Below are 23,082 nucleotides of genomic sequence, written 5' to 3'. Positions count from 1 at the left end.
GCACTAATGTGTGCTTTAGTTGAAGAATCGGCTGCTTTTACATGGCAGCTTTTTCTTATTGAGTAATGGAGTTAAATACTTCCGTGAAGTGGCGTTATGTCAACTTGATGTGCATGGTGTATACAAACTCGTCTGCGATCGAATTCCTTATTAAACTAACGGGGCAGTTTACTTGAATAAGGATTATTGCGACTAAAATGGACAAACTAAACCTAAATGAAATTTAGGGTGATGAAATTGAACAAAAGTATACCTCTTTTTGTGTTTTTATTAGGGTTCTTAATTTTTGGAACAAATGAAGAACAAGTTTATGGAAATACAAACGATACACCTCAATCTTTCGAGAGAATATTTACTGAAGTAGGATACAAAACCATAGATGATGCATTAGACGATTTTGAACAAAATTTTAAACAAAAACTTAAGTTACCTTTAAGAGTACCACCAATTAGCTTTACTCATCATTTTGGTAGGTTTAGTAATTTAGATGGCGAAATAAACGATGCTTTTGAAGTTAAATTTATAAGTGACCAATTCCCTCAAAATCATTTCAAAATTGATGTTCGTCCTATTAAGCATAAAATTGGAATCGGATTTAGTGATAAGTATGTTTTAAAAACCTTCAAGCTAAATAACGGAAGTGTTGCAAAGTATATAGAAAAACCATATTTAGGTTTTAATTTTTTAGTGTTTGAAAGAGGTAATTGGGAGTACATGTTCAGTATTGATAAGAAAGTTTCTGATAGGGTAACACCTGAAATTTTAGTGCAGATAGCAAATTCTATTGATTTCTAATAAATCTTTATTCAACGAACGGTTCTTTAGTTGAAAAGATTATAGAAAAAAGATGCCCCAGTTATAACTGGGGCATCTTTTTTAGTTTAACTTTTCTTGATTGACATTGTAAATTTTAACATCAAGTATTTGAGGTTTACCCTTTGATATTGCATAAGCATCTTTTAAGGATTTCCTGATTTCTTTTTCTATTTGTTTTCCTCGTTTAATATTGGTTAAAGTGTTTTTTTGTATAGATGTGTTTATGTCTACAAGTAGTTTCTTATCTTTATCTCTAATACGTATATTTTCAATTTCAACATATTCCTTAGCTTTAAGATCCTCTAGAACTTTTGTAGTTAGTTTATTTAATACTTGATTTCTTTCGAATGCTAATTGAGCTGCATTAGGCGGCACTATAATCTGCTTATAAACTTCGATTGAATAATCTTTAAAGATTGTTTGTTGTGACGCTTCATAAACGATCTTCTTAATACTGTTTTCAATTTTGTTTACATATTGTTGGTCACCGTTTGCGCGTAAATAAATTTCTTTTTCTTGGAAATCAACGCCAATTGAAGTTATATCAAAATTTTGTTCCTTTAGTTTAGGTTCTACTGCTTTTGTTAAAATCCTACAGTTGTCGTTTATACCATTCTCAGAACAAGTAAAAAGCGTTTAAAGATAAGTGGTTCCCAAAATTTGTATACATAAAATTTGTATAAATATATTGATTAATCATTGATAGTGTTTAATTGGTTAATGCAAAATCTAAATTCAGTAGGGTTTAATTTTAACTTTACTCCAAATTATTATATAAAATGTAAAAATATTGAATATAAAGAAGGTTATAGTGAATATTTGTAGAATTGATACTATAATCTTAAAAAATAGTTCTTTTAAGATGGAAGGCGTGATTGAGTGAAAAAAATATACATTATTATAGTCTTATTAATATCGATAACTTCTATGTTCATTATTGTAAATAAAAACTTAGTATCAGATAAAAAATTAGTTTCATATGAAAGTTTAGAAAATAAAGAATATCATGATAAAACCTTTAATTCTTTACCAGATAAGGAAATTACGATACTTGAGGCATACAGAATTGGGCTTGGAATAGCTAATAAATATGACAAAGAATCAGAGCTGATATTTCTAAACAGTGTTGATGATGAATTAGCAAGTGGTTACGACGGCAAAAAAGGTAATTGGCAAGGTATAATTTCTCTTCTAAATAGAGACCGTCGATTGTTATTTGTTATCGAAAAAGGGAAATTAAAAAGTTATTTTATTATTGAAGGTACTAATGAGCAGACAATTAAAGACTCTTATCTAAAAATAGATAGTAGTCAAATAGTAAAGCAAGCAAGTAAGGATTTTAAGTTAGAGCCTGGGAAAGAGAGTCAATTTTCTAGTGGATACCACTTTCGTATTATAAGAGATGAAAAAAATATATTCCTTAGTGTAGATGGAGAAATAGATGGAAAACCAGCTGAAATTTATTATAATCCAAAAAACGGTAAATATATGGGACATACTAGCGCTAATGATTAATTTAGGATGGAGGAAACAAACATATACAGAATCATTTAATCTACTTAAGAGGAGGAGTTTAATTTGAAAAAGAAAATATCAGTCCTATTTATTTTATTTTCTGCATTTCTATTTGTACAACCCTATTTTGGAAAGACCTTAGCTGCAAAGTATTACTCTCAAAATGTAACCGCTTATGTAGCGCCATCTGGAAATAAAACCTATCATGGAACAACCCCTGTATTGTATAATACTGCAGCAGTCCATCCCAATGTCTGTAAGTTTACAAGTTCGGGAACGAGATTACCTAAAGGAACAACTATTAGAACTGCTGTGCTATTAATGTTTCCGGATAATGTAGCAAGAGATACTTTTTCTGTTTTCGATATGGGAGATGTTAACTGTAACAAGGGTTGGACGTTAGATTTCTTTGACATTTACTTTGGTACAGATACAGCTGCTAATACACAAAAAGCGGATGATTTTGGAACACGATTATTAGACTATACTACTTATTAATTTGTATTCCAACAAGTATGTAGGAGTAATTTGCTTTATGGGAAACTATTAAATTGCACACCCGTTTAAAGATATTATTATTAAATTGAAATAATTTTAACTCTAATGTATTTTTAAAAAAAGCCCTCTTATTTCATGTGAAATAAGAGGGCTTTTTTAGTTGAAACCTATATTATGAACTATAAACTAAAAAATCAAACAAGAATTATTCGAAATACCCAAACAAATATGGGGTGAATTTCTGACAACAAACGTAAAAATTGTTGCTTGTAAAAAGCTCTCAAAAGCAAATAACTTTTAGTTTACTTATCAATGTACGTTTAAAATGATTTCAGAGTTAATGTAAGGAAAACAATTTTGGCTGAAAGATGATTTATAGAATGGAATAGATTATTGATGCATATGAAAGGTCCAATAACACATATTTATAATAGATATAAAAATAGTAAATTAAACGTCAAATATGTTTGTATGAAATAGTATGCTTATATTTGGTAGCGTATTTTCTAGGAGGTAATTCTATGGATATGTCTTTTGGTAAATTTAAGGGAAAATCGGTTGCGTGGGTATTTTTAAATCATCCTGAATATTTTCAATGGATGAATGGTAACGATATGCAAAATAAAAAAGATTATCAATTTATGTTAGGGCTGAAGGAAAAACTAAATGAAATGCCATTCAGTTCAGCGATTTGTTGTTACTGTAAAAATACAGCTACGAGATTATCACTCTATAAAGGTCAATTTAATGGGGGGTATTGGTTCTGCGGTTCTTGTGAATTGGATTCCAAAGGGGCGAATCAAGGTTATTTAACGGGTATAAGTACATATGATGAATTTGTTAATGGGAAAAACAATCGATTAAGCCTAGCATACTATAATGCTAAGGGTGTTCCCGAACAAAAGACAAAATCAGCTCTTAAATACTATTTTGGATATTAACTAGTTGGATTTAAAAATCATCTCATCTCTATAGGATTCCTTAGAGGGGGTGATTTTTTATGTATACTATCTAGTAGAAAGGTTATTTTCTCAAAAAGCGAGACAGCTTTATTAAAAGGAGGCATTTATATTGTGCTTGAATCATCTGATGACTTTGTGAAATAAATACTTTCCTTGCGACCTAAGGAGAGATATACAATATACTAGTGTTATTAAAACAAATACTTAATTAAATAAAAGAGTTACATATATTTATTGGCTTTTTAATTAGTAGCTTAGGAGTGATCATTGTCATGTTAAAAAAAATCAACTTATTAACTTTAAATTTGATGAATAAAGAAGGCTTGGCCGGAAACTATTTGAATGATAGTAAACCTAATATTAGAGAGTTAGATACGTTAAGTAGTTTTGTTGAGGAAATACTGAAGAATTATAGTGAGATTAATGTCTTTAACAATTATTTGTATGATTATAGTATACCTCAAATATCCAAACAATTTGATATTTTAAAAGTGGCAAGTGATTTTATTATTAATATTGAATTAAAAGAAACTAGTACTGAAGAAAAAATAAAAAAGCAACTTAAAGAGAATAACTATTATCTAAGAAGTACAGGAAGAGAAATTTTTACTTTCACATATGTAAAATCCAGTAATTCTATTTATCAATACATTGCCGAAGAAGATCGATTAGATGTAATAGATTTTGAAGGATTCGTCGAGTGGTTAGAAGGAAAACGGATAAGTTATTTGGAAAAGGAAGATATAAACGAAATTTTTAATCCGAAACAGTATTTGGTTTCAGTATTTAATGATACAGAAAAGTTTTTAAGAAACGAGTACTTTTTAAATGATTTACAGCAAAGATTTAAAAAGGAATTTGAGGGAAGTAGTAAATTATTTAAGGCAATGAAAGGAGAAGCGGGAACAGGAAAAACGCTATTATTATACGATATAGCTAAAGACTATAAAGATAGAGGAGATTCTATCTTAATTATTCATTGTGCTAAATTAAACATCGGTCATGATAATTTAATACAATCTGGTTGGAATATCACTCCTATAAGAGATTATAGAAAATCTTTGACAACAGAGATTAAAGCTATTTTTATTGATGAGGCACAGAGACTCACCGGAAATCAGTTCCAAAATATAACAGCGTATGCTAGAGAAAATAAAATAAAAATATATTTTTCTTATGACCCAGAACAATACTTACATCTTGATGAAAAAACAAGTGATATAGCGAATCAAATACTAGGATTAAATTCAGAAGTTATAAACAGAATACTTACAGGTAAAATTAGGAGTAATAAAGAAATTAATCACTTTATAAAGAAGATATTTGATAGTCAGCACAATCATACTTCTACTTACAATTTTAGGGATTTCATTGAAGTCTTATATTTTGATGAAATCGAAACAGCTAATAGCTATATAGAGGAATTGGTAGATTCTTCAAAAGGTAAAGCCACGATCTTAATTTTTACAGATGATCTAGTAACGCGAAGGAAATATGAACGTTATAATAATGTCCAGGCAAAATTAAACGCTCATGAAGTTATTGGCCAAGAATTTAATCATGTGGTTTTGACATTAGGAGATTATGTTGATTATGATGCTCAGGGAAAACTATATGCAACATGTCGTTCATATTACGATGTTGTGCGAATGTTTTATCAGTTGGCAACGAGAACCAAAGAAAAACTTACCCTCGTTATCATTAATAACAAAGTCTTAGCACTACGAGCAGTAAAAGTGTTAAATCAATAATTAATATGACTCTCAAAGAATGAGGGGTGAAAGATGTATATTGATAATAAAAAGGACTAGATGTAGTCCATGACTTTAATGATTTAACTGAAAGACTGGAGAACAAAAGAAAATAAACGAAATCTACTTAAACTAACGGATATTTTAGCTGAAGATTTGGTTTGCGAAATATAAAAAACAGAGTTAATTCTACGCATTAGTAGATTAACTCTGTTTTTTGTTTTCCCTCAAGATTTAGTTTAGCGACAATCTTTAAGAAAACAGCATAAGTAATGTAGGATTTAATGATTACCTTTTCTTTCTATTATATTTTACGGATAAATTAAAAATTTATGTTTATATACCTGTTAATTAGGTATAATTAACCTTTAATACATATTAAAGGAGTTTGAAAATGCTGAAAAAGTTAATGTTTCTTGTTTTTTCACTCGGATTATTACTCACTGGCTGTTCATCAACCCCACCAAAAGTTGAGGGCGAGAATATAGAATCGCTTTTGAACGATAGTGAACTATCCGATTACATAGAAAAAATATCTTATGAAGTACCTGAAAAGCGGAATGAAGACAAAGAGTATGAAATTACTATTTTAATTAATGCTAACAGTGATTTCGACAATATGAATTTATATGAGAAATATCATGTAATGAAGTCAGCAATAGAAAAAATTGCAGCAGAAATACCTATCCCAAAATGTGAAGGTAGTGCTTGTGATTACGGACATTTCATTGTAAAAAGTTCGCAAAATAAACTTGATATCGATGTTCCGAAATATGGTGGTCCGGTTGACGGATATACAGTTGATGGGGAATTTTATTATCCAAGTCAATTATATAAATTATTTGCCTCTGAAGAGAATAAGAAAGCTTTAGAAGATGATGTTGACAGCGTAACGTCAGATAGTGATTCTGACGAAGATAGTAATTTGAATAATTCAGCTGACTACAATTCGAATGGTGAATATAAACCTGTTGAAGATATGACGCAAGAGGAAATAAAACAGGAATTAGAGGAAATGTTACGCTCTAATGGAATTGGAAAATAACTTAGTATACAAAAATACCCTCCATTTTTTCAATATAATAAAAAAGAGCGTTACCAAATAGGTAAACGCCACAGTAAGAGGGATGTATTTTATAATTATAATATTTAATTCTTGTGAATATGTTAAAGGTTTAAGGACTTTCCACTTTGCTAAGTACCAACAGAATTGATTTTGTTTGAATTAGCACAAATCTAATTGCTCTTTTCAACGGAACGCAAAAAAATTTTACGGTAAATTATTTTGACATTGATAGGTTCATACGCTAAAATATTAGGCAGAGCAACACTTAAACCATTAGCTTATACATACGCAATTAACGGATATGAACTAGATGATTATTCTGTATGTAAAAGAAGCCAAATGCCGACCGTATAAACAATGTTTATAGAGAAGTCAGGAGATTGGCATAAAACCATTCGTTACGTCCCACTGAAGGACAATGTAACGGGCACTTGTGCCGAAAATCAAATAGTTCGTTCACTGTTCTATGGACAGTTGGATATAGAAAAGAAGTCGATTAATCCATTTATTTGGGTTTATCGGCTTTTTTTATTTTTAAAAATCAGTTAGAGAGGGGAATAAGAGTGTGTAAAAATAAGCACGACTGTAAAAGTCCAAAGGAATGCCAAGATAAAAGAAATACATGGCTTGAAAGAACTGAAAAATATGTTCCTATTGGAAGACGGGAACACAAAAAATTTATTGAAAGAATGAAAAGCGGAGAAGCAACAATCGTCCTGGATCGCCATTTAAAGAAACGCAAAGTAGAACGTTCTGTTAATACAAAGGATTTACTAGATGTTTTCTATAATGGTTGGGTGATTGAGCGTAATAAAACAGATGGGCCAATTGCACTTGTTCTTATGGGGTATGTTGGCAACCATAGGCATCCATTGCATGTAGTAATACACCAATTAGCAGGTGATAAATGGATTGTCATTACATCTTATAATCCGCAAACACATCATTGGAAATGGTCAGATAACTATAATGAACGTGTATGTTTCTGCAATTTCGAGGATGAATTTTAAGTAATAGGAAAGGAATTGCAGCTATGGAGCATTTAGTAGCAACAATAAATAAAAATAATAAAGATAGAGTCAAATTAAAACGAGCGTTATATGAAATTCCAATGGAGGAATTAATTCTGTGTGCAATTAATGAGTACAATAGTCAGCCAAATAGTATGACTTGTCCATATTGCAAAGAGAAATGTCGTGTAACTGTTAAACCATTTTTTGAACAAAACATAGATTTTAGTGGTAAAACTATTGTAATTGCAATAGAAAACTATCCACGTAATCTATGTCGTACATGTGGTGGTGAATATGAGAATTTGGAAGTAGAATCTCTACTTGAAGAAATTCTTATTGACCAGTTAACAGAATGTGTTCAAAACAACACAGCATTTCCAGAAAAGGTTGATTTCTTTGATTTACTTAAATTGGATATATAACTAAAAATAGATTGATTCTTAATTCAGAACGTGTTTTGATGTGTACAAATACATATCAGCGCGTTTTTTTTATAAAAATTCACCTAACCAGGGAGAGATATATATGGAATTATTAAAAAACATGACAGCAGTTCAAAACGTTCAAGATGCAGATAGCTTACTAGGTAACTTATTTTGGTACTCCGTAGGCAAACAATTAATTAATCGCAAAGAATTAGAGGAATTAGTTATAGATTGCGGTATTGATGTAGCATTTATGCCAAAAGAAATTCGGTCTGTTGATGCTTTTAGAAGAGCGACAAAAGAAGCCGAATGCAAAAAAGCAACAAATGTAGCTGGCGTTTATAAAAATTATATTATTCGTGAAGTTTATTCAGATAAAGATATGATACAGCGTAATATTGTGGTGGAAACTGTAGACCAAAACGGTAAACGGTTAGACTATGATTCACAATCAGGAGTTGTACGTTTGGATAAAGCGACTAAAACGCTCACTACAGAAAACCAAAATGATTCAGTGGTCTTATCTATGATTCAAGATATTAATGAAAAATTCCATTCATATAAAGACTACCATTCAGCACAGCATTTACGTGTAATGATTACAGCGATTTTAAAATCGATGGCTCCTACACCTGTACGTCCGAATGGCGGTATTTATTTTGTTCCAATTTCTCAAAGAGAGAATTTGAACAACCTAATAGCTTTATGTAATGGCTTAAAAGATAGTGAGGGATTTAAAGTAGCTGTTGTCGATTCACAGGAAAACAAGAATATGATTAATAAAAAATTGATCGATCAAGCAGACGAAATATTAGAAGCTGCTGAAAATGGTCGTGATTTAAGAAAATCACAGCTTGTCGAACTTGTGAAAATGGCAAACGATACTATTGAGGGCTATAAAAACTATCGTGAGGAACTTTTCACTAATAAAGATGAATTAGAAAAGAAGGTACTCCAAGCGAAAGCTGCAACTGAAAGAATGTTAAATGATATGCGTGTTAAATAGCATTTGATTATAAAAATTAGATTGATTCTTTTATAAAAAAATACGATGATTCGGAGAGATTACACATGACAAATACATTTAAAGATATTCAAAACTACTTAAATAATAAATTTATTGAAAGAGAAGCTGAAATTGAAGGACTTTTGGTTGCATTACTAGCCCGTCAACACATCTTATTAATCGGTGCTGCAGGTACAGGTAAATCAATGTTATCTTCTGAGCTTTCAAAAATCATAGATGGTAGTAATTACTTTCAGTGGTTACTAACTCGCTTTAGTACACCTGAAGAGTTATTCGGAGCTTTATCACTAAAAGACTTAGAACAAGGTGTCTACAAACGTAATGTGAGTGGTAAAATGCCTGAATCGGAAATCGCATTTTTGGATGAAATATTTAAAGCCAATTCAGCTATTTTGAATGCTTTATTAACAATCATCAATGAACGTGTATTTTACAATGATGGTCAACCAACACCAGTGCCTTTAATGTCTGTAGTAGGAGCATCTAATGAATATCCCGAAGAAGGGGAAGGATTAGAAGCTTTATTTGACCGTTTTTTATTACGTTTTGAAGTAGGGTATATCCAAGATAGTAATAGTTTTACTCAAATGCTTAAGAATAAGGGTGTAACTGCAACTATTCCAAGTATGACTATGGAAGATCTTGAAATGGCTCAATTCGCAGTAGATATGATTCAGATACCTGACGATGTCTATGAATCATTGGCTATAATTCGAGAAGAACTAAGAGATGAAGGAATTACACCATCTGATAGACGATTTAAACAATCACTTTCTGTATTACAAGCAAGAGCATACTTAGAAGGTCGAAATATTGTATCAGTTAATGATATTTCGATTCTTACTAATAGCCTATGGGAGAATGCAGAACAAAAAGATAAAACTGCGGAGATTGTAAAACGTTACTCTGTAGATAGTGTACAAGCTGCGATTGAAGAGAGAACAAAAGAAGTTTTGGAGATTCAAAAAGCTGTAAAATCAAATAACAGTACAGAATCAGTTATTGAAGCGACTGCGAAAATGAAAGACATTCTAAAGTCGTTTGATGCATTGAAAGTACAATATCCAAAACGCTCTGCAGAATTAGAAATAGTAATCGAGAGCATTAAAACAATACAACGTGAGATTGTTGATCTTACATTGACAGGGATTTAATCAAAAGTTGGGGGCTACTAGTCCTCAACTTTATTTTTTTTAAAAAGAGACCAGGGAGAGATAACAATGGTAGTTAAAAGACGTAAACAAATAAAAAACAACTCCGTTTTAAATACGGATTCATATGATCGTAGAAAATATAATTCGTTAAGAGAGAAATCGGATGAATTAAAAATTATAGAAAAAAAAGCATCTATGTCAAATTTCGATGCACTTATGGGGGATATATGGGCTTCACTTTTTAAAACGAGTCCTGAATTATGCGATAAAGCATCCAAAGGTCTTGAAGGGAATAGAGCAATGATAGACCGAATTATGAGTGATGAATTTTACGAAAAGATACGTCCATCAACAAAACTAGATTCTCTTATGTCAGCCCTATCTTCAATCCGTTTTTCTGAAAAGGTAAGTGATTGGATAAAAGAAGAACAAAAGACAAATGAAGAATTGAAAGAGAAAATGGAGAAATTACAAGAAGAGCAACAATCAAAAGGTAAAGGGAAAGCAGAGCGTGTTAGAAACGCTGAACAAGCACTACAACAGGCTTTGGAAGATGCTGTTAATCAAAATGGTGAAGGAATAGCAAGTGCTTTTCAAAAGGCTTGTGATGAAGCTACAGAACAAAAGAAAAAGGTTGAGGATTTGTTCGGATATAATGCCGGAAATGGTAAACCTCAATTGGCTAATGTTCCTTTCGAAGAACAGATAAAACTAGCGGAGTTAATTAAAAGGAAGCCGAATTTAAAAAAGATAGCTGATTGGGCTGGAAGATTTAAAGTAATTGCACGAAAAAAGCAGAAGAGTAAGCATAAAGAATCGTTAAGCAGAAATGGGATAACGGTTGGTAATGATATTGAAAATATGTTACCTGCAGAATTACTCATGTATAGTAGCAAACTGACAAGGCTAGATTTTCTAAGAAGGTATGCAGAACAGCAAACGCTTATGTATGACCGAAAAGGAAAAGAGCAGTTAGGAAAAGGGCCTATCGTTGTCTGTTTAGATGAATCGGGTTCAATGAAGAAAATGAAAGAAATATCAAAAGGGTTTACTTTAGCACTCATGATGGTGGCTAAAATGCAGAAAAGAGATTTTGCTATAGTGCCATTTAGTAGTGTTGCGTATTCTACTGAATATCCGAAAGGCAAAATAAGCAGTGTGGAACTAGGTAAATTCGCTTCATCTTTTATTGATGGAGGAACAGAATTTAAAAAGCCTTTAAACTTGGTGCAATCAATAATTAGTAAAAGTACTTATAGTAAGGCAGATATTATTTTTATTACAGATGGTTCAGCAAGTTTAGATGAATATACAGTTGAAAACTTTAATGCATTTAAAGAAAAGAAAGAAGCAAGAATGCTGTCGCTAATAATAGGAGAAAATGAGAATGATATGGCTTTAAAAAAAGTTTCAGATAAAGTGGTTAAAATTACAAACTTTACGGATGATGCAGCATTTGAAGCATTTGAAATATAAAAAAGAGGGGTATAGAACTCCCCTCTTTCATTGTTTGTTTTCTAATGTGTCTACTTATTCATTAAATCCCAAAGAACACGTAATTTCTGTAAATCTTCTTTAGAAAAGTTGTTCAATTCAGTTGTAATCCATTCTTTTAAATCATCATCTACGATGTCATTTAAGAGCTTTTGTTCTTCATTTGAGAATGGTTGTGGGAAATCAGAAACACCCAATAGGTAATCAGTAGAGACATTATAAAATGAAGCTAACTTAATTATTGTTTCAGCCTTTTTATCATCAACTTTAGATTCTAAATAAGCATAAGACTGTCTACGCATGCCAAGTAATTCAGCAATATCTTCATGCGATAAAGAACGATCAGTACGCAGTTTTTTTAATCTTTCATTAAATTTCATTTTAAACGCTCCTCTTACACTTTATGTAGTTATTATAACTTTTAATTTCTGAAAAAGATAAGTTGTAGGCAAAAAAATATATAAATTTTATATAAAAACACTATATTTTCTGCATTTTTGAATTTGCTAAATAATTAAAGCAGAATTTTTATGCTAAAATGGTTTGACAGCAGATAAATTTTGCTTTAAATTAAATATATACCAATGTTACAGAGAGTAACGTTGGATTTGTATTTAGTAATAAGCAAGGGGGTATATGCATGGCACTACGTCAGTGGCTTATAGATAAGCGCCTTGATGAAGGCTATACGCAAGCAACGTTGGCAAAAGAAGCCGACATTGGCCGAAGTTATTACTCCTTGATTGAAAATAACAAAAGAACACCTCGTCCTAAAGTGTCAAAGAAAATTGCAAGTATCTTAACCTTAGATTGGACACTATTTTATAGGGATTAATACTACTTCAAAAAAATGTGAAAAGGAGCTGTGAAACATGTCTTATTTTGTTGTTCAAGTTAGAACTGGTTGCGAAATTATGGTTAAAAATATGTTGCAACGTAAAATTAACGAAACACCTATAAAGAATGTGACAATTAATTCTATCTATGCAGCTGAAACCTTTACACAAATTCAAGAAAATGAAGTAGATACCAATAAAAAAGTTTGTGATAACGATCTTAGAAGCTATGTAGATCTTAAAAATCTACAAGCAGGTTTAAATAACTTACGAGTTGCTTATGAGCAACTTAAAATAAAGCAAAACGATCTTGATTCTTTTGAACTTTTAGGCTCATATCGTGAACAAATTAAATTGCTAACAAAACAAGTTAAAAGCCAAAAGGCAAAATCACACACTATGAGTAGTGTTATTAAAGGTTATATTCTGATTGAAGTAAGAGAAATGGTCGCTTGTATAGATAATGCACTATATCATGTAATTCAGTCAATCCCTAATGTTGTAGGTATTCCGAATAGAAATGAAGTGCCCAAATCAGAAATAGACGAATTTTTCTCTAAACTAGACCTAACGAGTGAATGTGTTATTGAGCTAGGAGAAGTTGAAAACGAAACACAAAATAGCGATGTTAAACGTAAAAACTTGCTTGAGAAAGCAAATAAATTAATTGGGACAAAAAAAGAAAAAGACTTATTGGTTATGTACGACAATCTTGTTAGAAAACAGAGAGAATTAGAAAGTGTACCTACGATTATTAATAAAATCAATGGGCTTTTTAAGTCGGCTACTAGAAAGTACGCTCTATTTAGAAGCACTTTTCTTAGATGTGAGATATTCGTTCATAAAACAAAAGTCTATTTGAAACTAACAAGCAAAATCTATAACCAATTTAAAGATTTTAAATTAACTGTACCCAATTTAAATATAAGAGATTTATTAAATAGTTTGTATGATGTTCAATCGCTCCTGAAAGAAGGTGCTATTGAATGAAGAAGTACCTAGCAAACAAAGGAATTATCTATCTAGATATTAAGAACTCGAAATATGAAAAGATGAATCGCTATAATGGGAAACCTGAACGATAAAAGACACTGTGCAGGTTAAGCATTTTGGTTAGCGATGAAAATTTTGTGTAATTGTCATCTATATGTAGCAAAATGCCTGAAAAAAACACTATAAGTGTTTGGAGTTGGGGTGGCGTAGCCATGCCAAATTATTAAACCAGTAGGAGGTGCGAAAAAATGGAAGGATTTTCAACTTCAATGACATTAATGTTAATTGCATTAGCTATCTTTGTAGTTCTATACGCTTTATTCCCTGATGCGTTTAAAGGTGTAGGCGAAAGCTTAATGAAAGTATTCTCCGAAACATTATCTAACTTAAGTTCTAAAATATAATTAAAAGCCCATTTTAGGGCTTTTTATTTTGATTAAGATTTTAAATAGATAGAAAAATTAAGGTTTTAATCAAGATAAAAAGGAAAATTAAAAAATGCTAAAGTCCCATTCATACCGTTGTTTTTTGATTATTACGCAGAAAAATTCTGCTTTTTATTGAAAAAAGCAGAAAAGAGTGTTATTATATTTTTATATAAAAGTTATATAAAAAGTATATAGCTCCAACAATATAAAGAGGTGGTTGTATGAAAAAAGTATCTGTTTTAGTCAATTTTCCACCTAGCTTATTAAAGAAAATAGACACGTATAAAGAAGAGCAGACGAGCTTTTCAACACGTACACAAGCTATTTTGTATCTATTAGATCAAGCTTTAGAGATTACAAACAATAAAAATGAAAATAAGGGGGATATATAAATGTCGGAAACAGTTGAATATGTATCAATAGACTTTGGTTACGGATATTTAAAAGCTATTTCATCAACTGGAAAGCGCATTATTTTTCCATCGTTAATTGGTGAAGGTTATGAGAGCCAATTATCCAATGAAACGGAAGGTATTGGCTTTGGTGAAACAGCTGATATAGATAATATGAGTATCAAAGTTGATAATCAAATCTATTTAGTTGGTAAATCAGCCGAACAATCAGAAGGTGTTACTCGTAATTTCACAAAAGAAGACCGATACAATGATAAATTAACGAAAATACTAATTAATGTTGCGATTCAATTAGTATCAGATGGTAAAAGTGATAAAATTTATTTATTCACTGGACTTCCATTAGATTTTTATTCGACACAAGCAAAGTTTGCTAATACATTTACTGGCGTTCAATCTACTATTGAGTGGTTAAGTGGTGGATTAAAAGGACAAAAGATAAGTAATAATATCGAAAAAACGTTGGTCTTTCCGCAAGGCGCATCTGCAATAATGGCAGCTCTCATTAACCATGAAGGGAAGTATACTTACCCTGAATTAATGAGAAAAGGTAATGTGCTTGCTCTTATCGATATTGGTTTCCGTACAACAGATTACATAGTTGTTGAAGTGCAGAAGAACGGTTCAATAGTTCCACGCATGAAGCAAAGCGGTACTCATGAAAAAGGTATTATCGACTTACGAAATGCATTAAAAACATATTTTAAAGGAAAAACAGGCGGTACAGAGTTAAGAGAGTATCAATTAGAGAATAAGGCATTATTTGGGGAACCAGTGAGATACAAAAATGAGTATATTCCATTTAAAGACGAACTGGAACGTACAAAGAAGTCCATCACAAAGAATATTGTCGATAAGCTTAACCAGGTTTGGAAAGGTGAAAGTGATATGTTCGATAAAATCTTTGTAGCAGGTGGTGGTGGTTCCGATTTCATAAACTACTTAAACCCGTATTTCAATGGGGATCTTACTAAAATCGAGGAATATCATTTTGCAAATGCAATAGGATATTTACGACTTGGAAAAGCCATTATTAGAAAAAAAGAAGTGATCTAAATGAGCGAAAAAGATTGTCATTTATCTATTCGTCTAAAATATGAAGAAGATGCTATGCTAATAGATTATTTAAACAATTTGCCGAGAAAAACAAAAAGTCGAATTGTTAGAAACATGCTCTCATTTGCACAACAGCAAGTGGGAGCTGACTTTTTAACTGGAAATATTCATATGAAGACGGATATTGATTCAACTGGATTACAAGTAGAAATAGAACAAATAAAGAAAACCCAGGAACAACAATTTAATTTGATTATGGCTAAATTAGAGAATTTACATGTTCATCCCTTATCAGGAATCCAAGTGGAAGAACAAATTACTGAAGAAGACGAAGCAGTATCCGATTCAGCAGAAGCCTTTATGTTGGCTTTTGGGGGCTTATAAATAACCTAACCATAAGGGGTGTATAAAGATGGAGAAAAATGTATCGGTAGTATTTAAAGAGTTTGAGAAGGTAAAAGGGAGCTTAGAACATTTAGTGGGTGTATTTAATGTTCTACAGGAAGTAACGAGTATAAGTGAACTAACTGCTGACGAACTTTCATTGTATTTTTCAATGCAAAATGTAGCTAATCAACTAGAAAATTCAATCAGACTCATTGAAAATGCAAACAAAGATGTTTTGGTTGAGGGGTATCTAAAGAAAAAGCAAAATGAACGCTTTGATTTAGATGGAATTGAATTATCAAGCGGTATTACAATTGAAATTTGGCTAGATGATGAAAAGTTAATAGACGGTGGCTATTACTATTTAACACGATTAGAACTTATTGATGGAGACTATAGATTGTATGATAATCCATACATGAAGTTAGATGGCAAGAAAGCCCGTTTAAAAGGCTAAATTTTATATTTGACTAATCAAAAGCGAATCTGAATATGGGTTCGCTTTTTTTTGTTCTAAAAGTGAACGCTTTTTTTATAGGTTGATTAGTTCCATGTGAATTCTTTGTTTTTAAAGGAGAGTATCTTCAATGAAAATAGGTCCAAAATTATTACTATCCTTAGTAGCTATTGTAGCGATCCTTTTTTCTATTTCACTAGTAGCAGTGTATAAGAGAATAAAAGAACATGCTTTAATCCTAGTAGAAATGAATACATCGAAAATTCCAGGTACAAATATAGGTATTATTGAATTGGGTATTGGGTTATTTGTTTTAATTTGTATTGTTGCTGTGCTGTTAATGGTGGAAGCAAAATTAAAACATGATAAAAAGCATATTAATGAATCAGAAAGAGGGGTTTTATATGAATGATCAAATAATAAAGACTAGAGAAACCATAGTGACCTATCCTCCTTCTTATTTTTCTGTAGTGGAATCAAAGGATATAACTATTACTAAAATAGATGAGCCGTATTCCTACGTTTCAGAATATAGAATTGAATATGAAGGTGCATTTTGGCAAAAGAAAGGCGTATTTTTAGACAATGAAATCGAAGCATTTTGTAGTGGTGTAGATGCAGAAAGAGAAAGGTTCATGGATATGTTAGATAATTATTGTAACGAAGATACGATACAACTGATTAAGAGACTATTAGATAGGTAAAACATATAGAAAATTATTTTGGGAAAGGTCACTTCTGACCTTTCCCTTTTTTTATGTCTATAATTGTAAACATTTATTTAAAACCAATTTATATAGGGGGTAATTTAGTGAAGAAAAAAAATATAATACCAATGAACATATTAAAAGTAGCTACCTGTGCTGCACTAATTAGTAGTGCTGCATTACCGTACTATGCGATGGATAAGGGTATACAGAGGGTTGGGGCGGAAACTAAACCATTAGTTTTTAATGAAAATGAATGGGAGCGTTTAGGTACTGGTACTGTATCGGTTACTACTTCTGCTAAACTAGTTGATTTCAATAGTGAAGGTCAAATTTGTCTTTATCACAATGGTGACCTCATTAAGAAAGTTGATGTAGATTTCGAAAAAAATGAATACATGCTTGTTGGTAATGGGGGTGTGTATATTTATGATGACGCCAACAAAACTACAATAATGCAAGGAGGAAGGTCTGATTATGCGTATCTACTAGAACCTTCAAGGGATAGAGAGTACTCATTTTGTTCATTAATAACAACAAGACCTACATCTTGGACACTTTACAGCAAGGCTAAAAACATAGCTCCAACAACAAAAATCGACTCAAAATCCCAAACACCAATAAAAGATGGCAAAATGACTTTAAAGGTGAATGGTACTGTGAAGGATGAAAATATTGGTGATAAATTAACAGTGAAATATGCGATTGATGGCGGGTCAGAGAAAGTTGGTAAAACATTTTCTGCTGACGGTACAGAGCAAGAATACAACTTCAATGCTTTAGATAATGAAGCAATTGCTGAAGGTTCTCATACACTTGAAGTATGGACGGAAGATAATAAAGAAAACGTGTCTAATAAAGAGTCTACTAGCTTTACTGCAAAAGTAGTACCTATAACAGAGAATCGATGGGAACGAGTGACAGAGAGCGAAAGATTCCGCATTGCTCCTGACAAAGAATTAAGTGCATTTTATTTTTTATCAAATACAAATGTAGTTAATAATTTATATAGATTTTATGCAACACTACCTTATTTGAATTATGGCTATGATATAACCGTTTCATTAGAAGATTTAAAAAAATATCAATATAGATTCGTTCTTTATAGAGAAAGTAGTTCTGGAGATACCGTATTTGATGAGTATATCTTTAATGACTTAAATTCATTACCAATTGAAGGGCATGCTAAGAGTTTCCCTACTGGTACAGGTCAGCTTGTTTTAGAGAGAAGAATTAAAGACACAGCGCCAACAACAAAAATCAACTCAACATCCCAAACACCATTAAAAGACGGAAAAATGACCTTAACGGTAAATGGTACAGTGAAGGATGAAGATGTTAACGATGAATTAAAAGTGAAATATGCTATTGATGGCGGAGTTGAGAAGGAAGGTAAAACGATAACTGCTGACGGTTCAGAGCAAGAATATAGCTTCAATGCGCTAGACAATGAAGCGATTGCTGAAGGTGAGCATACTGTTGAGGTGTGGTCAGAAGATGGAATTGGAAATAAATCAGATAGTGAGTTTACTAGTTTTGTAGCGGAGCCATCTTCATCATCAGATGGGTGGGAACAAGTTGTAAAAAGTTCAAATTGGGCAGGTACTGCGAGTTCAACTTTCTCCATAATAAAACTGGGTATTGTTCACCGAATTTTTGGGCATTTCAATGATCAAGTTGCATATACCATTCTTAGCACTGATGTTCCGGATGAAGATTACGGAAAGTACAAGTATAGAATTATGAATTATGTTATTGATTTGGGGGGCAATGTAAATCTCTTTGAAAGTGCCGAGATTAACCAAAAAGATATAAATCAAACTTATTTATTTAAGAAGTCAAATGCTCCAGGTACTTTCTTTACATTAGAGAGAAAACTCAAAAACAATACACCAATCATCCAATCAAAAATGGATAAGTCACTCTTATCTAGCATAGATGATTTCAATAAACTCACTCTCAGCGGTACGGTGAAGGATGAGGATATAAACGATACACTAAAAGTCAAATATTCCATCGACAATGAAGAAGCCCAAGTAGCATCTTCAACATTAACAGCTGATGGTACTGAACAATCATTTGAACATGAATTAACAATTGACGACACGTATACAGATGGTAGCCACAGTTTATCAATTTGGGTAGAGGATAATAAGGGCAGTAAATCAGACAAACAAAATTATAAATTCAAAGTCGATAATACAGCTCCAACAATCTCTGTAGATAATATAAAAGAAGGTCAGTTGTACCATGATGAAGTAACGCCAAATATTGTAGTTGCTGATAATAATTCAAACGCATCCCAAATTGTGAAGTCCATTAAATTAGATGGAAAAGCGTATGATGAAGGTACAGCAATCACTTCAAGTGGTACTCATACCCTGGAAATTGAAGCAATTGACGAAGTAGGGAATGTTGGTACAAAAACAGTCACGTTTGAGATTAACCAATCTCCAACAGTTGTTAAAAACATTGACGATCAATCAACTCAAAAGCATAAAGAAATCACTTTAGATTTAAGTGGATACTTTGAGGATGCTGAAAATGACAAATTATCATTCAATGCAACATCCGATAATGAAAATGCAGCAAAAGCAACCGTTAAGGATTCTATCCTTACATTAAAAGGTATGAAACAAGGTACTGCCAATATCATTGTTCAAGCAAATGATGGTCACAGCGATTCAAGAGTAATTTCATTTGCTACAAAAGTAGATACAAGACCACCTGCAATACAATTTGAAAATTCAAAATTAGTTTTATTAGATGAAACTGCTGGCTTTGAACTAGATGGTAGAGTCGAAGACAAGGATATTGAAGATGTCGTTGTAAACGGGAATTTCAACAATATCCAAAAAGATGTGACGATTGCTACAACAGGTAACAAAGATGCATGGCAATTACATTGGAGCGCAAGCGAATTACCAGTAGGAGTCTATGACACATTGAAAGTCACTGCAGATGATGGCTTTGGTGGAACAGATAGTATTTCTTATCCTAATCTAATCATTAAAGTAAAAGGCACAGCAAATGCTTATAAAGCTGTTTTGAATCAATATGCGAATGACATTTCAAAAGATGTCGAAGATTTGACTGTTAATGAACATGGATCATTGCTAGATGCTTATTATGCAATGGTTGTTGTAAAAGACAATGCTAATTCAACTAATTTGAAAGATGCCAAAACAAAAGTTGATTTGCTAGCTGGAGGTGATTTGAAAACAAGTTATTTAAATGAGCTGACTACACAGGCTTGGAATATCACTAGCCAAAATCTTTCAACAGTAGATAAAGAGATTTTAGAGTTAGCAGGACTTACAAATATTCAAGCTGATAGCTTATCAGATTACCAAACAAAAGGGCAGCAATACAAAAACGACACAATGGCAATAACAATCGTTGACTCATTTACAAAAGCTGATTTACAAAAAGTGATTGATAGTGTTAATGATTTGTCAAAAGCTCTACAAACAAAAGATTTGGCAGACTGGATTGTGGTAAAAGAATCCGCGCAAAATCTTGTTATTGGTCATTATCAATCAGAATTGTTAAACACAATACAAGCAAACGTACTAAGCTACATTGAAAAAGATACAACAATATTAACAATTGATGTATTAGATAAATTCTTCGCCCTTCCTGGTGAAACAAAAAATGAATGGGAATATCAAACGTATTTAGTTGATGTCATTAAATCATTAAAAGAAGACTTGAATAAATCACATATAGTTGATGTGGTAACAAAAGTTGATGTCATTAACAATGTTTTAAAAACAGGGATGAAGGAACCTTCTAAAAAGGTCATTTCAGAGTACCTACAAGGCGTTTCGGAACTTGTGAACGGTAACTATAAGGATGGTAAAGAAAGTCTTGCTGACAGCCTTAAATTAGCTTTCTTAGTGAAGTATCCAGAGCAACATGATAAAGAGGATTTTGACAGATTGGGGCTAGTGATTACAGAAGATAACATACCTTCTTACTACAAGAAATTAAAGCAATACGTAGATTTAATTGGCGCTGAACATTTTACCGTTAAATATGCTCAAGATATTATTACAGCTGTTGATGCTTCATTAGAAGCGATTAAATCACCAACGGATGACAATATTCAATCAATGAAAGATTCAATTGATGGTGTGAAAGACGGAGATAAACTATTCAAAGATTTCATCTTGAAATTAAAGGACGTTATTTTGGATATTGCAATAAATAATCCAAATGAACTTACTAACGATCAACTAAAAGAAGTATTCGGTGACTTGATAGTTGATGATAATTTGAACGAGTATCAAAGTAATTTAGAACAATATAAGAAAGATAAGGGCGAAGCCTTAATAAAAGAAGATATTCAATTGGTAATCGAATCAACAAATGCTGTAATCAACGCAGAACAAGAAAAAACACTTGCAGCTGTTGAAGAAGCTAAGGTAATCGTGGACAAGTTACTTAAAGGTAATTTGAAAGATACTCTACTAGATAGATTAGATAAAGTTGTTATTGGTATCATCACTAACGACACATCTAATATTACAAAAGACGACTTAGAATATCTTGGTACAGAAAATGTTCGTCCCGAACTAGAAAATGATTATAAACATGCTCTAGGAAATGCTAATGCTACTACAAAAGATGAAATTCAAGCTGTAATTAATACGGTCAATCAATTAGTAGATACATTAACTGATTGGTCAACTTCTAATCTTTCAAAACTGATTAAACTGAAAGAAGTTTTGCCAAATGGTGATTTTAAACATGAAATTGGAGAATATATTGAGGTTATAGAAGATTTCAGAAAAGCAATGAATGATTTTGAAGTTTCAGCTTTAGATAAAGCTAATTCTACAATTGAAATGTTACCGATAGCTCCATACAAGGCATTGTTAAATCCTAGCCAAAATGCTTTAAATAAGCTTTTAAGTGCCAAAAAGGATTTAGACAAAGCTAGAATTGACGGAGCTTTGACAGCTATTGAGGAAATGGCCAACAGTACAGTTAAAATTGAAATGATGACAAAGTGGAAAGAGTTACAATTAGAATACTTTATTAATCACTTGAATGAAGCAGATGTTTCTGATTTAGAGGATCTTGGTATCAAAAACTTAAAGCCTGAATATGAGCAAGATTATTTAGATGCTTTAAAGCAATACGCAGAAGATAAAGGATCAGCACTTACTAAAGAAGATATTCAACTTGTCATTGAGGTTGTAAACGCTGTGAATAAGGCTAAAGAAAAGAAAAATAATGCACTTGTAAAAGAAGCGCAAACATTGATTAAAAATATGATTGATGGTGAGTTGAAAACATCATATACAAAAGAAATGAGCAGTCTATATAATGTTTTAAATCCATCTTACCCAGTAGATAAAGATTGGTTAGAATATGTACAAAAAAACCCTTCTATAGTTACGGAGAGTGATTTAAGTAAAGCAGGGATTGAGAATATAGACAATAGTTTAATCGATGAATATCGTTCATATTTAAACTTATATACGAAAGATCATGAGAATGAAGTATTAACTAAAGAAGATATACAATTTATCATTGATACTATCAATGCTTTAAATAGGATTTCAAATAAAACAAGCACATCAACTATTCAAAAGTTGCAAAATGTAATTTCTACTATGATTGATGGGACAGTAAAAGAAGAGCTATTATTACAACTTGCCACTGTTAAAGCAGAGTTAGGGTTTATTAATCCTACTAACAAAATTGAAATTAAGGATAATAAATTTGTTGATATAGCTGTTACCTTTACTGGTAAGCAATTAGCAAGTAATAAAGTGGATTTAAATATTAGTGCGGTTCCAAATACAGATATTAAAAAGCCACAATTAACTTTGTATAAAGTAATTGATTCTAAGAAAACAAAAATCAAAACAATTCAATTAGGTTCAATGAAAGCAGGAGAGTTGAAAGAAATTAATTACAGCTTAACTTTGGCTGAAGGAAAAGGATATGAAATTACAGCAACAATAAGTGAAGGCAATAATACAGTGAAAGCAATCAATAGTATTAAGGCAGATGATCTTAAGAAATATTTATTCCTAGAAAAAATCAGTGAAAAATAAGCTTGTTAGTCAA

General features: G+C 31.7%; 23 protein-coding genes. 21 read left to right on the top strand and 2 right to left on the bottom strand.

The features are described 5' to 3' along the window. Nucleotides 1–231: 231 nt before the first annotated feature. Entirely contained in the window at nt 232–795 is a 564-nt protein-coding gene (locus tag ACQKM9_RS17475) for a hypothetical protein (protein WP_427735661.1), read from the top strand. A gap of 81 nt (nt 796–876) precedes the next feature. On the opposite strand, the gene ACQKM9_RS17470 is transcribed toward ACQKM9_RS17475, so the two are convergent. Next, nucleotides 877–1,191, bottom strand: coding sequence for a hypothetical protein (locus tag ACQKM9_RS17470; RefSeq protein ID WP_427735660.1), 315 nt, complete (start codon nt 1,189–1,191; stop codon nt 877–879). 504 nt (nt 1,192–1,695) lie between these two features. Between ACQKM9_RS17470 and ACQKM9_RS17465 the strand changes: the two genes are divergently transcribed. From ACQKM9_RS17465 to ACQKM9_RS17420, 10 genes are all read left to right on the top strand, one after another. Further along, nucleotides 1,696–2,331, top strand: coding sequence for a hypothetical protein (locus ACQKM9_RS17465; RefSeq protein ID WP_427735659.1), 636 nt, complete (start codon nt 1,696–1,698; stop codon nt 2,329–2,331). A 63-nt stretch (nt 2,332–2,394) separates the two neighbouring features. Beyond that, nucleotides 2,395–2,829 carry a hypothetical protein gene (locus tag ACQKM9_RS17460; protein WP_427735658.1) on the top strand — a complete coding sequence of 145 codons (435 nt, stop codon included), beginning with the start codon at nt 2,395–2,397 and terminating at the stop codon, nt 2,827–2,829. Nucleotides 2,830–3,350: 521 nt separating this feature from the next. Further along, nucleotides 3,351–3,770 (top strand): hypothetical protein, encoded by a 420-nt coding sequence (locus tag ACQKM9_RS17455; protein ID WP_427735657.1) that lies wholly within the window; start codon nt 3,351–3,353, stop codon nt 3,768–3,770. A 293-nt stretch (nt 3,771–4,063) separates the two neighbouring features. Next, on the top strand, nt 4,064–5,542 hold the full coding sequence (locus ACQKM9_RS17450; protein ID WP_427735656.1) for a DNA/RNA helicase domain-containing protein: 1,479 nt from the start codon (nt 4,064–4,066) through the stop codon (nt 5,540–5,542). Between the two features lie 394 nt (nt 5,543–5,936). Further along, the gene (locus ACQKM9_RS17445; protein ID WP_427735655.1) at nt 5,937–6,587 is read left to right on the top strand and encodes a hypothetical protein; all 651 of its coding nucleotides are present in this window, start codon (nt 5,937–5,939) and stop codon (nt 6,585–6,587) included. 584 nt (nt 6,588–7,171) lie between these two features. Beyond that, nucleotides 7,172–7,618, top strand: coding sequence for a DUF4258 domain-containing protein (locus ACQKM9_RS17440; protein ID WP_427735654.1), 447 nt, complete (start codon nt 7,172–7,174; stop codon nt 7,616–7,618). A 23-nt stretch (nt 7,619–7,641) separates the two neighbouring features. Then, the gene (locus tag ACQKM9_RS17435) at nt 7,642–8,043 is read left to right on the top strand and encodes a hypothetical protein (RefSeq protein ID WP_427735653.1); all 402 of its coding nucleotides are present in this window, start codon (nt 7,642–7,644) and stop codon (nt 8,041–8,043) included. A gap of 103 nt (nt 8,044–8,146) precedes the next feature. Then, nucleotides 8,147–9,052 (top strand): DUF6744 family protein, encoded by a 906-nt coding sequence (locus ACQKM9_RS17430; protein ID WP_427735652.1) that lies wholly within the window; start codon nt 8,147–8,149, stop codon nt 9,050–9,052. Between the two features lie 65 nt (nt 9,053–9,117). Next, complete coding sequence (locus ACQKM9_RS17425; RefSeq protein WP_427735651.1) at nt 9,118–10,227, top strand: AAA family ATPase; 1,110 nt, start codon at nt 9,118–9,120, stop codon at nt 10,225–10,227. Nucleotides 10,228–10,293: 66 nt separating this feature from the next. Beyond that, nucleotides 10,294–11,703 (top strand): VWA domain-containing protein, encoded by a 1,410-nt coding sequence (locus ACQKM9_RS17420; protein ID WP_427735649.1) that lies wholly within the window; start codon nt 10,294–10,296, stop codon nt 11,701–11,703. Between the two features lie 50 nt (nt 11,704–11,753). Here the strand turns inward: ACQKM9_RS17420 and ACQKM9_RS17415 are convergent, their stop codons facing one another. Further along, entirely contained in the window at nt 11,754–12,101 is a 348-nt protein-coding gene (locus ACQKM9_RS17415) for a helix-turn-helix domain-containing protein (protein ID WP_427735648.1), read from the bottom strand. A gap of 260 nt (nt 12,102–12,361) precedes the next feature. On the opposite strand from ACQKM9_RS17415, the gene ACQKM9_RS17410 reads away from it, so the two are divergent. The 10 genes from ACQKM9_RS17410 to ACQKM9_RS17365 all read left to right on the top strand — a co-directional run bounded on the left by ACQKM9_RS17410 (nt 12,362) and on the right by ACQKM9_RS17365 (nt 23,069). Then, a complete protein-coding gene (locus tag ACQKM9_RS17410) occupies nt 12,362–12,556 on the top strand; it encodes a helix-turn-helix transcriptional regulator (protein WP_427735647.1) in 195 nt (64 codons plus the stop codon). A gap of 37 nt (nt 12,557–12,593) precedes the next feature. Beyond that, nucleotides 12,594–13,547: a hypothetical protein gene (locus tag ACQKM9_RS17405; RefSeq protein ID WP_427735646.1), complete on the top strand. Its 954-nt coding sequence runs from the start codon at nt 12,594–12,596 to the stop codon at nt 13,545–13,547. 251 nt (nt 13,548–13,798) lie between these two features. Further along, the gene (locus tag ACQKM9_RS17400) at nt 13,799–13,954 is read left to right on the top strand and encodes a hypothetical protein (RefSeq protein ID WP_427735645.1); all 156 of its coding nucleotides are present in this window, start codon (nt 13,799–13,801) and stop codon (nt 13,952–13,954) included. A gap of 245 nt (nt 13,955–14,199) precedes the next feature. Beyond that, the gene (locus tag ACQKM9_RS17395) at nt 14,200–14,370 is read left to right on the top strand and encodes a hypothetical protein (protein WP_427735644.1); all 171 of its coding nucleotides are present in this window, start codon (nt 14,200–14,202) and stop codon (nt 14,368–14,370) included. Beyond that, nucleotides 14,371–15,447 carry a hypothetical protein gene (locus ACQKM9_RS17390; RefSeq protein ID WP_427735643.1) on the top strand — a complete coding sequence of 359 codons (1,077 nt, stop codon included), beginning with the start codon at nt 14,371–14,373 and terminating at the stop codon, nt 15,445–15,447. Continuing rightward, a complete protein-coding gene (locus tag ACQKM9_RS17385) occupies nt 15,448–15,831 on the top strand; it encodes a hypothetical protein (RefSeq protein WP_427735642.1) in 384 nt (127 codons plus the stop codon). A gap of 28 nt (nt 15,832–15,859) precedes the next feature. Then, nucleotides 15,860–16,291, top strand: a complete 432-nt coding sequence (locus tag ACQKM9_RS17380; RefSeq protein ID WP_427735641.1) for a DUF5348 domain-containing protein — start codon at nt 15,860–15,862, stop codon at nt 16,289–16,291. 130 nt (nt 16,292–16,421) lie between these two features. Further along, nucleotides 16,422–16,703, top strand: a complete 282-nt coding sequence (locus ACQKM9_RS17375; RefSeq protein ID WP_427735640.1) for a hypothetical protein — start codon at nt 16,422–16,424, stop codon at nt 16,701–16,703. Beyond that, complete coding sequence (locus tag ACQKM9_RS17370; RefSeq protein WP_427735639.1) at nt 16,696–16,995, top strand: hypothetical protein; 300 nt, start codon at nt 16,696–16,698, stop codon at nt 16,993–16,995. The genes ACQKM9_RS17375 and ACQKM9_RS17370 overlap by 8 nt, the downstream gene beginning before the upstream one ends. A 107-nt stretch (nt 16,996–17,102) precedes the next feature. Then, a complete protein-coding gene (locus ACQKM9_RS17365) occupies nt 17,103–23,069 on the top strand; it encodes a hypothetical protein (RefSeq protein ID WP_427735637.1) in 5,967 nt (1,988 codons plus the stop codon). Nucleotides 23,070–23,082 lie beyond the last annotated feature (13 nt).

The organism is Viridibacillus sp. NPDC093762 (assembly GCF_050279675.1).
Taxonomy (GTDB): Bacteria; Bacillota; Bacilli; order Bacillales_A; family Planococcaceae; genus Viridibacillus.
The sequence above is the reverse complement of the archived record's forward strand: the minus strand, read 5'-3'. Positions and strand labels throughout refer to the sequence as shown.

Coding starts and splice junctions, on each gene's coding strand:
- ACQKM9_RS17475 (WP_427735661.1), top strand. CDS start 232: ATGAAATTGAACAAAAGTATACCTCTTTTTGTGTTTTTATTAGGGTTC.
- ACQKM9_RS17455 (WP_427735657.1), top strand. CDS start 3,351: ATGGATATGTCTTTTGGTAAATTTAAGGGAAAATCGGTTGCGTGGGTA.
- ACQKM9_RS17450 (WP_427735656.1), top strand. CDS start 4,064: ATGTTAAAAAAAATCAACTTATTAACTTTAAATTTGATGAATAAAGAA.
- ACQKM9_RS17445 (WP_427735655.1), top strand. CDS start 5,937: ATGCTGAAAAAGTTAATGTTTCTTGTTTTTTCACTCGGATTATTACTC.
- ACQKM9_RS17435 (WP_427735653.1), top strand. CDS start 7,642: ATGGAGCATTTAGTAGCAACAATAAATAAAAATAATAAAGATAGAGTC.
- ACQKM9_RS17430 (WP_427735652.1), top strand. CDS start 8,147: ATGGAATTATTAAAAAACATGACAGCAGTTCAAAACGTTCAAGATGCA.
- ACQKM9_RS17425 (WP_427735651.1), top strand. CDS start 9,118: ATGACAAATACATTTAAAGATATTCAAAACTACTTAAATAATAAATTT.
- ACQKM9_RS17420 (WP_427735649.1), top strand. CDS start 10,294: ATGGTAGTTAAAAGACGTAAACAAATAAAAAACAACTCCGTTTTAAAT.
- ACQKM9_RS17415 (WP_427735648.1), bottom strand. CDS start 12,101: ATGAAATTTAATGAAAGATTAAAAAAACTGCGTACTGATCGTTCTTTA.
- ACQKM9_RS17410 (WP_427735647.1), top strand. CDS start 12,362: ATGGCACTACGTCAGTGGCTTATAGATAAGCGCCTTGATGAAGGCTAT.
- ACQKM9_RS17405 (WP_427735646.1), top strand. CDS start 12,594: ATGTCTTATTTTGTTGTTCAAGTTAGAACTGGTTGCGAAATTATGGTT.
- ACQKM9_RS17400 (WP_427735645.1), top strand. CDS start 13,799: ATGGAAGGATTTTCAACTTCAATGACATTAATGTTAATTGCATTAGCT.
- ACQKM9_RS17395 (WP_427735644.1), top strand. CDS start 14,200: ATGAAAAAAGTATCTGTTTTAGTCAATTTTCCACCTAGCTTATTAAAG.
- ACQKM9_RS17390 (WP_427735643.1), top strand. CDS start 14,371: ATGTCGGAAACAGTTGAATATGTATCAATAGACTTTGGTTACGGATAT.
- ACQKM9_RS17385 (WP_427735642.1), top strand. CDS start 15,448: ATGAGCGAAAAAGATTGTCATTTATCTATTCGTCTAAAATATGAAGAA.
- ACQKM9_RS17380 (WP_427735641.1), top strand. CDS start 15,860: ATGGAGAAAAATGTATCGGTAGTATTTAAAGAGTTTGAGAAGGTAAAA.
- ACQKM9_RS17375 (WP_427735640.1), top strand. CDS start 16,422: ATGAAAATAGGTCCAAAATTATTACTATCCTTAGTAGCTATTGTAGCG.
- ACQKM9_RS17370 (WP_427735639.1), top strand. CDS start 16,696: ATGAATGATCAAATAATAAAGACTAGAGAAACCATAGTGACCTATCCT.